This window comes from Mesorhizobium sp. M4A.F.Ca.ET.090.04.2.1 (assembly GCF_003999085.1).
GTDB lineage: Bacteria > Pseudomonadota > Alphaproteobacteria > Rhizobiales > Rhizobiaceae > Mesorhizobium.
On sequence record NZ_RZOT01000230.1, the window covers coordinates 1 to 8858 of the forward strand.

The 8858-nt window shown below is 65.6% G+C and carries 13 protein-coding genes; 8 read left to right on the top strand and 5 right to left on the bottom strand.

Annotated elements, in window-relative coordinates; translation table 11 throughout:
* The first annotated feature begins 160 nt into the window (after nucleotides 1-160).
* Nucleotides 161-781, top strand: a complete 621-nt coding sequence (locus EN781_RS17300; protein WP_126057062.1) for a nucleoside triphosphate hydrolase — start codon at nucleotides 161-163, stop codon at nucleotides 779-781.
* Nucleotides 782-880: 99 nt separating this feature from the next.
* Nucleotides 881-1201 carry a hypothetical protein gene (locus EN781_RS17305; protein ID WP_126057061.1) on the top strand — a complete coding sequence of 107 codons (321 nt, stop codon included), beginning with the start codon at nucleotides 881-883 and terminating at the stop codon, nucleotides 1199-1201.
* Between the two features lie 29 nt (nucleotides 1202-1230).
* Here EN781_RS17305 and EN781_RS17310 read toward each other — a convergent pair whose 3' ends face one another.
* The 3 genes from EN781_RS17310 to EN781_RS17320 form a co-directional block, all read right to left on the bottom strand.
* Entirely contained in the window at nucleotides 1231-1935 is a 705-nt protein-coding gene (locus EN781_RS17310; protein WP_126057060.1) for a glutathione S-transferase N-terminal domain-containing protein, read from the bottom strand.
* Between the two features lie 150 nt (nucleotides 1936-2085).
* Nucleotides 2086-3294, bottom strand: a complete 1209-nt coding sequence (locus tag EN781_RS17315) for a beta-ketoacyl-[acyl-carrier-protein] synthase family protein (RefSeq protein ID WP_126057059.1) — start codon at nucleotides 3292-3294, stop codon at nucleotides 2086-2088.
* A gap of 4 nt (nucleotides 3295-3298) precedes the next feature.
* Complete coding sequence (locus tag EN781_RS17320) at nucleotides 3299-3553, bottom strand: acyl carrier protein (protein ID WP_126057058.1); 255 nt, start codon at nucleotides 3551-3553, stop codon at nucleotides 3299-3301.
* Between the two features lie 202 nt (nucleotides 3554-3755).
* Here EN781_RS17320 and EN781_RS17325 point away from each other — a divergent pair, with 202 nt between their 5' ends.
* The 5 genes from EN781_RS17325 to EN781_RS17345 are packed head-to-tail and all read left to right on the top strand — an operon-like array spanning nucleotide 3756 to nucleotide 6139.
* Entirely contained in the window at nucleotides 3756-4598 is an 843-nt protein-coding gene (locus EN781_RS17325; protein WP_189347637.1) for an urease accessory protein UreD, read from the top strand.
* Between the two features lie 28 nt (nucleotides 4599-4626).
* Nucleotides 4627-4929 (top strand): urease subunit gamma, encoded by a 303-nt coding sequence (locus tag EN781_RS17330; protein WP_095805092.1) that lies wholly within the window; start codon nucleotides 4627-4629, stop codon nucleotides 4927-4929.
* Between the two features lie 10 nt (nucleotides 4930-4939).
* Nucleotides 4940-5194, top strand: coding sequence for a DUF1272 domain-containing protein (locus tag EN781_RS17335; protein WP_126057056.1), 255 nt, complete (start codon nucleotides 4940-4942; stop codon nucleotides 5192-5194).
* Between the two features lie 37 nt (nucleotides 5195-5231).
* A complete protein-coding gene (locus EN781_RS17340) occupies nucleotides 5232-5837 on the top strand; it encodes a HupE/UreJ family protein (protein WP_126057055.1) in 606 nt (201 codons plus the stop codon).
* Complete coding sequence (locus EN781_RS17345) at nucleotides 5834-6139, top strand: urease subunit beta (protein WP_126057054.1); 306 nt, start codon at nucleotides 5834-5836, stop codon at nucleotides 6137-6139. The genes EN781_RS17340 and EN781_RS17345 overlap by 4 nt, the downstream gene beginning before the upstream one ends.
* Nucleotides 6140-6183: 44 nt before the next feature.
* Here EN781_RS17345 and EN781_RS17350 read toward each other — a convergent pair whose 3' ends face one another.
* Both EN781_RS17350 and EN781_RS17355 read right to left on the bottom strand, forming a co-directional pair.
* A complete protein-coding gene (locus tag EN781_RS17350; protein ID WP_126057053.1) occupies nucleotides 6184-6675 on the bottom strand; it encodes a hypothetical protein in 492 nt (163 codons plus the stop codon).
* A gap of 129 nt (nucleotides 6676-6804) precedes the next feature.
* Nucleotides 6805-7176, bottom strand: coding sequence for a hypothetical protein (locus EN781_RS17355; RefSeq protein WP_126057052.1), 372 nt, complete (start codon nucleotides 7174-7176; stop codon nucleotides 6805-6807).
* A 164-nt stretch (nucleotides 7177-7340) separates the two neighbouring features.
* On the opposite strand from EN781_RS17355, the gene ureC reads away from it, so the two are divergent.
* Nucleotides 7341-8858 (top strand): urease subunit alpha (gene ureC, locus EN781_RS17360; RefSeq protein WP_189347639.1); only part of this gene is annotated, 1518 nt, incomplete at its 3' end.

The following is an 8858-nucleotide window of genomic DNA, read 5'->3' on the forward strand; positions in this document are numbered from 1 at the left end:
GCCGGTGCCGACGGCACGGTTCGGGAGATCGCCTTCGACGGGGATTTCCTGCGCCTTGGCCGCTCGGTTCCGGCCTGAGCGCCGGGCATCCCGCGCGGGTTTGAAATTTCCGCCGACTGCCGCCAAGATGTGGCCGAAAATCGCTACCGGAAAGGCGCCGATGTCCGAGATCGCCCATATCACAGCCGCCATCTTCAAGCGCGCCGGCAAGGCCAAGCGCTTCATCGTCGCCATCGCCGGACCTCCGGGCGCCGGCAAGTCGACCCTGTCCGGCAGGCTGCATGACCTGCTGCCGGAAGGCGCTTCCGAAGTCGTGCCGATGGATGGCTTCCACTTTGACGATATCGTGCTCAACCGCCGTGGCCTGCGCTGGCGCAAGGGCGCCCCGGAAACCTTCGATTTCGGCGGCTTCGAGACGCTGCTGAAGCGCATCCGTTCGGGCGAGCCGGACATTGCCATTCCGGTGTTCGACCGCAGCATGGAACTGTCGCGCGCCGCGGCCGAAATCATTGGCGCCGACACCAAGTTCATCCTGGTCGAGGGCAATTATCTGCTGCTCGACGAGGAGCCTTGGTCCCGTCTGGCGCCTCTGTTCGATTTCACCATCTTCGTCGACGTGCCGCGGGGCGAGCTCGAGCGCCGCCTGATGGAGCGCTGGCGCGGCCATGGTCGCTCCGACGAGGACGCCCGCGCCTGGATCGCCTCCAACGACATGCCCAACATCGATCGCGTGCTGGCCCGGCGGCGGGTCGCCGATCTCGTCATCGGCGAACCGGGCTAAGGCGAACTCGTTCAATTTGCAGCAATTTCCGAGCGGAACCTTAAGACTTTCCGGTCGTTATGCCGACATCCTGATTGTGTCGTTTGAAGGACTCGTCCGATGGCTACCAGCACAAGAAAACCCGTCAAGGGCAAGGCAGCTCCGCGCAAGGCCACCCAAGCGAAAACCGGCGCCGGCCCGGCAATCGCCGAGCGCTCGAAGGATGCCAAGCCAGCCTTCGGCAAGGCGGCGCCCAAGAAGGTGGTGCCGGGCGCGGTGCACAAGGCCGCCGTGAAGGCGCCGAAGTCGCACAAGCCGGCGGCCGCCAAGTCGGGCCCGATCCGCACCGTGGCAAGCATTGCAACCGGCGCGGTGGCCGCCACAGCGCGGCTCGCGGCTTCGGTGATTGGCAAGGGTGGCGCGAAAGCCAAGGCGAAGTAGGCGGAGAGATCGCTTCCAGGCGAGCTGGATCAGCCCCTTGCCGGGATGGTGAGTCCCTTTTGCACCGCCGGGCGCCCCAATCCGCGCTCCAGCCATGCCGCAACGATCGGAAAATCGTCGAAGCCGACGAGCTCGCGCGCCTCGTAGAAGCCGATCAAATTGCGTACCCAGCCGAGCATCGAGATGTCGGCGATGGTGTAGTCGTCGTCCATGATCCAGCTGCGGCCCTTGAGCCTGGTTTCGAGCACGCCGATCAGCCGCCGCGATTCGTCGCGATAGCGCTCCAGCGGCCTCTTGTCGGCGATCTCGCGTCCAGCGAATTTGTTGAAGAAGCCGACCTGACCGAACATCGGCCCGATTGCCGCCATCTGGAAGAACACCCACTGGATCGTCTCGTAGCGACGGATGGGATCGGCGGGAATCAGCTTGCCGGTCTTGTCGGCGAGATAGAGCAGGATGGCGCCGGATTCGAACAGGCCAATCGGCTCTCCGCCCGGGCCGTTCGGATCGATCATCGCCGGTATCTTGCCGTTGGGGTTGAGCGACAGGAATTCCGGCGTCCAGCTCTCGTTCTTGCCAATATTCACCGGATGCGGCTCGTAGGGCAGGCCGATCTCCTCCAGCGCGATCGATACTTTCACGCCATTGGGCGTCGGCCATGAATAGAGCTGGATGCGCTCGGGGTACTTGGCCGGCCAGCGCTTGGCGATCGGAAAGGCGGACAGGTCGGTCATCGAAGGCTCCTGGACGGGAATGCACGCTGAACGGCGGGGTCGTGGCGGGTCGCCAAAAATTAGGCGCGGGGTCCGCCTCGATCAATATGCCGGCCACGGTTGCGCGGGGCGGACCGTCAACGAAAAATGAGCCGGCAGGGATCGACGCTATCAGACCGCCTTGAACGCCAGCACCGCATTGGTGCCGCCAAAGGCGAAACTGTTGCTGAGCGCTGTGCGCACCTTGCGTTCGCGCGCGACATTCGGCGTCACGTCGAGATCGCAATCCGGGTCGGCCTCGCGGAAATTCGCGGTCGGCGGCACGATGCCGTCGCGGATCGCCATCACGCAGGCGATCATTTCCAGCCCGCCGGAGGCGCCGAGGCAATGCGCATGCATCGACTTGGTCGAGGAGACCGAGAGCGTGCGCACATGCTCGCCGAAGACGCGCTTGATCGCCGCCGTCTCGATCTGGTCGTTGGCCTTGGTGCCGGTGCCGTGCGCGTTGAGATAGTCGACATCCTCCGGATTGAGGCCGGCGTCGACAAGGCAGAAGCGCATCGCCGCTTCCGGTCCCTCGATGGTCGGCGCGACGATGTCGGAGGCGTCGGCGGAGAGGCCGGCGCCGGCGATTTCGGCAAGGATGGTGGCGCCGCGCGCCATCGCGTGGTCATAGCTTTCCAGCACCGCCATGCCGGCGCCTTCGCCAAGCACCAGTCCCTGGCGGTCGGCCGAGAACGGCCGGCAGGTCTCGGGCGACAGCACGCGCAGCGCTTCCCAGCCCTTCAGCACGCCCCACACCAGTGGTCCTTCAGTGCCGCCGGCGACCATGACGTCGGCGCGGCCGAGCCGGATCTGGTCGACGGCCGCAGCGATTGCGTGGTTGGCCGAGGAGCAGGCCGAGGTGGCGCCGAAGACCGGTCCGCGCAGGCCGAGATTCATGCTGACCTGGCCGGCGGCTGCGCCCGGCATCACTTTCGGCACGGTGAAGATGCCGGCGCGGTTCTTCTTTTCGATCAGGATGGCGCGATAGTTCTCCTCGATCGCCTCAAAGCCGCAGACGCCGACGCCGACGACCGCACCCATCCGGTAGGTGTTGTCCGCATGCGTGGCCAATCCCGATTGCTGCATGGCTTCCCGCGCCGCGATCACCGCCAGGAGGCTGAAACGGTCCATCGACACGAGCTGCTTGCGGTCGATGCCGTGCTCCGGCAGTTCCTTGATCTCGCAGCCGATCTTGACCTTCAGGTCGTGCAGCAGCGGATTATCGATCGGACCGATGGCCGAGCGGCCGGCGCGCATTTCGCTCCACATGGCGGCGGCATTGGTGCCAAGGCCGCAAAGCCCGCCGATGCCGGTGATGACGACGCGTTTCAGCATGCGGTCAGGCTTTTTTCGCGATCAGCGCGCGAACCGCCTCGACCATGTCGCCGACATTCTTCAGATTGCTCCAGGCATCGACCGTGTTCATCTCGATCTCGATGCCGTACTGTTCCTCGAGATCGAAGATGATCTCGGTCAATTCCAGTGAATGGATGCCCAGCGCGGTCAGTTCGGTGTTGGTGGTGATCTCTTCGCCGCCCGGCTCGGCATGAGCCTTGATCTTCGCGATGATTTCCGTCGCCAGCTGATCAGCCATTCGGTCTCTTCCCCACTTTGTCGTTTCCCGACGCCAACTGTCCAGCGCCCCTTTATCCCCGGATTCGCTTCGTCGACGTCGCTTCATGCCCCGCCTGGCGTTGCATGACCATTCCAAGGTGGCTCCCTCTATAGAAACCGAAACGCTGTCAAGCAACAAGCTATATATCGACAAAGCCGCCGGAGTGCTTAACGTTGGCGGCATGAACATGATGAACCCTGTTTCGACTTCAGCACCGGCTGCGCAACGTGTTGCGGGGCGAGCCAGGCTTTTCTGCGGCAACAAGGGCGGCCGTACGCGTCTTGAGCGCCTCTATCAGGATGGATCGGCCAAGATCCGTATGCCGGCCACCGCCGCCGACCCGCTCGAGGCGGTGCTGATCAACACCGCCGGCGGCCTGACCGGCGGCGACCGCCTCGCCTGGGAGGTGCAAGTCGGCGCCGGCGCTTCGGCCTCGATCACCACCCAGGCCTGCGAGAAGGTCTATCGCGCCGCATCCGACCGCGCCGAAATCCGGGTGAAGCTCGATGTTGGCGAAGCGGGCCGCCTCGCCTGGCTGCCGCAGGAAACCATCGTCTTCGACCGGGCGGCTTTCGCCCGCAGCCTCGACGTAGAGCTTGCCGCCGACGCCGAGGCGCTGCTGCTGGAGGCCACCGTCTTCGGTCGCCTGGCCATGGGCGAAAGGACGACACAGGGAAATTTCCACGACCGCTGGCGTGTCCGCCAGGACGACGCCCTCATTCACGCCGAGGATTTCCGCATCGGACCCGATATCGCAGCCGCGCTCGGCCGGCCCGCCGTCGCCGGCGGCGCCGCCGCGGTCGCGACGCTGCTGATGGTCTCGCCGCAGGCGGAGGCTTTCCTCGATCCGGCGCGCGCCATCATCGGCGATGCCGGCGGCGCCAGCGTCTGGACCGTCAACCAATCTGGCAAGCTTCTTGCGAGGCTGTTCGCCGAGGACGGCTACCGGCTCCGCAAGCGGCTGGTTCCGCTTGTCGAATTGCTCAACGGACGGGCGGGCCTGCCCAAATTATGGTCACTCTGAAGCTGAATACGCCAATCCGGGAAGACGCATGAACCTGACGCCGAGGGAAAAGGACAAGCTGCTCATCGCCATGGCGGCGATCGTGGCGCGCAAGCGGCTGGAGCGCGGCGTCAAGCTCAACCACCCGGAGGCGATCGCTTTAATCACCGACTTCGTCGTCGAAGGCGCCCGCGACGGCCGCCCGGTCGCCGAGCTGATGGAGGCCGGCGCCCATGTCGTCACCCGCGCGCAGGTGATGGACGGCATCGCCGAGATGATCCACGACGTGCAGGTGGAGGCGACGTTTCCCGACGGCACCAAGCTGGTGACCGTGCACGAGCCGATACGCTGAGGAGGAAAAGATGCTGGAGCTGCGCCCCAACTGCGAATGCTGCGACAGGGACCTGCCGCCGGAGGCGACGGACGCATTGATCTGCACCTTCGAATGCACATTCTGCGCCGATTGCGCCGGAAACGTGCTCGGCGGCGTCTGCCCGAACTGCGGCGGCAATTTTACGGCGCGGCCGATCCGGCCGGCGGCCATGCTGAAGAAATACCCGGCTTCCACCAAACGCGTGCTCAAGGCCGAGGGCTGCGGCCCCCGCGTGGCCGCCTGACCGTCCCCAGAGAAGGCATAAGAGAAGGCATATATCGATGATCTCAGCTTCGACGAAACGCACCACGCTGACTGCCGTCATGCTGCTGGCGGCGGCGATGCCCGCCTATGCCCATGTCGGAGTCGGCACGACCTCGTCCTTCGCCGCCGGCTTCATGCATCCGCTGTCCGGCCTCGACCACATGACGGTGATGATCGCGGTCGGTCTCTGGGCGGCGCTCAAGGGCGGCAAGGCGATATGGGCGTGGCCACTGGCCTTCATCGGCGTCATGCTGATGGGCGGCGCGCTCGGCATGATGCAGGTGCCCGTACCCTTCGTCGAGCCGGGCATTCTTGCCTCGGTCGTGGCGCTTGGCCTGCTGGTGGCACTTGCGGTTGACCTGCCTGTCTCGGCCGGTGTCGCCATCATCGGCCTGTTCGCGCTGTTCCATGGCCACGCCCATGGCACTGAAGTGCCCGAAAACGCGGGCGGGCTGGAATACATCGCAGGTTTTGCCGTCGCCACCGCGCTGCTTCATGCCACCGGCATCGCCCCCGCGCTCGGCCTCGGGTCACGCTTTCGTAGCCTTGCCCGCGCCGCCGGCGCGGCTTGCGCGGCGGTTGCCGTCGGCCTCGTATTCGGCGTCCTGTGGGGTTGGCGATGATCCCCGGCGAAGTCATCACCGCCAAAGGCGATATCGAGCTCAACAAGGGCCTGCCGACGCTGACGCTGAAAGTCGCCAACAGCGGCGACCGGCCGATCCAGGTCGGAAGCCACTATCATTTCTTCGAAACCAATGAAGGGCTGAAATTCGACCGCGAGGCCGCCAGGGGCATGCGCCTCGACATTGCCGCCGGCACGGCGATCCGCTTCGAGCCGGGGCAGGAGCGCGACGTCACGCTGGTGCCGCTCGGCGGCAAGCGCGAGGTCTACGGTTTTCAGCAGAAGGTGATGGGCAAGCTGTGAGGTCGATGGCGCCTGGAGCTGTCGGTCCATTCCGCGCTTCCGGCTCAGCCCGGCGGCTTGGCCGCCGCATAAATGACGACCTTACCCGGATCGTCGAAGGCGACGGCGACGACGTCCTCTGCCTGCACGCGCCGCGAATCGATGGCGTTGAACAGCAGCGCGTTGGCTTCGATCTCCTTGCGCAGCTCCGCGATGTCGTCCCGATGCTGCTCGATCTTGCTCTCGATCACCGGCGGCGGACCGCCTTCGCTGCGCGCGGCGTCGGTGAGGAACACGATATCGACCTTGTCGAGCTTGGAGGTCTTTCGCACCGCGCCGATGTTCTCGCGCGTCCGGTCGATCGCGGTGGCGACTTTGCCGGCCTCGTCGGTGGTCTTGGTCTCTTCTTGCTTGACCTCGGAGCCGACGATCCGGTCGACCGTCTCCTTGTTTTCGAGCCCTTGCGCCTTCAGTCCGGCAACGGGCGCCGTTGCCAGCAGCAGCGCCATGGCGGCAGCACTTTGCAGCCTTGTAGCGGGACAGGGGTTGATCGCCATCGCTCGCTCCTGAGGGGGATCGTTTCGGGACGCGGTGCAGCGCGAAAAGAACGAAACGACTCCCGCCCGGCGAAGGTTCCCTCTCTAATGCCATGGGCGGGCCAGGTGCCGGCCCGCCACGACACGGCGTCAGCTCGCCTTCTTGGTGATAAGGGTCAGCGCACCATCGGTGTTCATGCTGGCCGCGATCACTTGCGCCGAGGTGAGCCCCTTGGCTTCCAGCGCCGACTTCACCTTGGGCGTCGCGTCGATCGAGCTGCGCAGTTTCTGCAGGCCGGCTTCACCGCGCTCGGCGATCACCTGGTTGACCTGCGTCTGGGTGTCCTTGGGCAGTTCGGTGATGTCGACGATATTGACGCTCTGGATCGTCGGCACGGCCGGCTGCGCGCTGGGCGCCGTGGGAGCGGTCGGCGCGGGCTGCGGTGCAGGCTGCTGCTGGGCGCTGGCGGCACTCGCCAGCATCGCGGCAGCGGCGGCCGCCAGAAGTGTCGTTTTGCGCATGGATTTTCCTTCCATCGATTTGGCAAACGGTCGTTTCGGGGTGACTCGCCCACCTCAACCGCCAAATGGGAACACAAGGTGTCGCCCAGCGGGTCATTGCGTGACCATAGGGTGGCGCCAATGTGGAGCCCGCCTTCGATCGGGCCGCTTTTCGGGAGCAAGTGCTGATGGCTAGAATTACCCGCGCCGCCTATGCGCAGATGTACGGCCCGACAGTCGGCGACAAGGTGCGGCTTGCCGACACCGAGCTGATCATCGAGGTCGAGAAGGATTTCACCCTCCACGGCGAGGAGGTGAAATTCGGCGGCGGCAAGGTGATCCGCGATGGCATGGGCCAGAGCCAGGTGGCGCGCGCGCAAGGCGCCGTCGACACCGTCATCACCAACGCCTTGGTGATCGACGCCTCCGCCGGCATCTTCAAGGCCGACATCGGCCTCAGGGACGGCCGCATCGCGGCGATCGGCAAGGCCGGCAATCCGGACATGCAGGACGGCGTCACCATCATCATCGGCCCCGGCACCGAAATCATCGCCGGCGAGGGCAAGATCCTCACCGCCGGCGGCTTCGACGCGCATATCCACTTCATCTGCCCGCAGCAGATCGAGGAAGCGCTGATGAGCGGCATCACCACCATGCTCGGCGGCGGCACCGGTCCGGCGCATGGCACCTTGGCCACCACCTGCACGCCGGGCCCGTGGCACATGGCGCGGATGATCCAGTCCTTCGACGCCTTCCCGATGAACATCGGCCTGTCCGGCAAGGGAAATGCCTCGCTGCCGGCAGGGCTGGAAGAGATGGTGCTTGCCGGCGCCTGTTCGCTGAAGCTGCACGAGGACTGGGGCACGACGCCGGCCGCGATCGACTGCTGCCTGTCGGTCGCCGACGCCTATGACGTGCAGGTGATGATCCACACCGACACGCTGAACGAGTCCGGCTTCGTCGAGAACACCGTCGCGGCGATCAAGGGCCGCACCATTCACGCCTTCCACACCGAGGGCGCCGGCGGCGGCCATGCGCCCGACATCATCAAGGTCTGCGGCCTGCCCAACGTCATCCCGTCCTCGACCAATCCGACAAGGCCTTACACGGTGAACACGCTGGCCGAGCATCTCGACATGCTGATGGTCTGCCATCATTTGTCGCCATCGATCCCCGAGGACATCGCCTTCGCCGAAAGCCGCATCCGCAAGGAAACCATCGCGGCCGAAGACATCCTGCACGACACCGGCGCCTTCTCGATCATCTCCTCCGACAGCCAGGCCATGGGCCGCGTCGGCGAGGTGGCGATCCGCTGCTGGCAGACGGCAGACAAGATGAAGCGCCAGCGCGGCGCGCTGCCTGAGGAGACCGGCGACAACGACAATTTCCGCGTCCGCCGCTACATCGCCAAATACACCGTCAATCCGGCCATCGCGCATGGCCTGTCGAAGGAGATCGGCTCGGTGGCGGTCGGAAAACGCGCCGATCTGGTGCTGTGGAACCCGGCCTTCTTCGGCGTCAAGCCGGAGATGGTGCTGGTCGGCGGCTCGATCGCCGCCGCCCCGATGGGCGACCCCAACGCCTCGATCCCGACACCGCAGCCGATGCACTACCGGCCGATGTTCGGCGCCTACGGCAAGGCGCTCACCAACTCCTCGGTGACCTTCGTCTCGAAGGCCGCGCTCGATGCCGGCCTGCAAGGC

What these genes read in the sequence shown, in the direction of transcription:
- EN781_RS17300 (WP_126057062.1), top strand. Translation starts at nt 161, where the DNA reads ATGTCCGAGATCGCCCATATCACAGCCGCCATCTTCAAGCGCGCCGGC.
- EN781_RS17305 (WP_126057061.1), top strand. Translation starts at nt 881, where the DNA reads ATGGCTACCAGCACAAGAAAACCCGTCAAGGGCAAGGCAGCTCCGCGC.
- EN781_RS17310 (WP_126057060.1), bottom strand. Translation starts at nt 1,935, where the DNA reads ATGACCGACCTGTCCGCCTTTCCGATCGCCAAGCGCTGGCCGGCCAAG.
- EN781_RS17315 (WP_126057059.1), bottom strand. Translation starts at nt 3,294, where the DNA reads ATGCTGAAACGCGTCGTCATCACCGGCATCGGCGGGCTTTGCGGCCTT.
- EN781_RS17320 (WP_126057058.1), bottom strand. Translation starts at nt 3,553, where the DNA reads ATGGCTGATCAGCTGGCGACGGAAATCATCGCGAAGATCAAGGCTCAT.
- EN781_RS17325 (WP_189347637.1), top strand. Translation starts at nt 3,756, where the DNA reads ATGAACATGATGAACCCTGTTTCGACTTCAGCACCGGCTGCGCAACGT.
- EN781_RS17330 (WP_095805092.1), top strand. Translation starts at nt 4,627, where the DNA reads ATGAACCTGACGCCGAGGGAAAAGGACAAGCTGCTCATCGCCATGGCG.
- EN781_RS17335 (WP_126057056.1), top strand. Translation starts at nt 4,940, where the DNA reads ATGCTGGAGCTGCGCCCCAACTGCGAATGCTGCGACAGGGACCTGCCG.
- EN781_RS17340 (WP_126057055.1), top strand. Translation starts at nt 5,232, where the DNA reads ATGATCTCAGCTTCGACGAAACGCACCACGCTGACTGCCGTCATGCTG.
- EN781_RS17345 (WP_126057054.1), top strand. Translation starts at nt 5,834, where the DNA reads ATGATCCCCGGCGAAGTCATCACCGCCAAAGGCGATATCGAGCTCAAC.
- EN781_RS17350 (WP_126057053.1), bottom strand. Translation starts at nt 6,675, where the DNA reads ATGGCGATCAACCCCTGTCCCGCTACAAGGCTGCAAAGTGCTGCCGCC.
- EN781_RS17355 (WP_126057052.1), bottom strand. Translation starts at nt 7,176, where the DNA reads ATGCGCAAAACGACACTTCTGGCGGCCGCCGCTGCCGCGATGCTGGCG.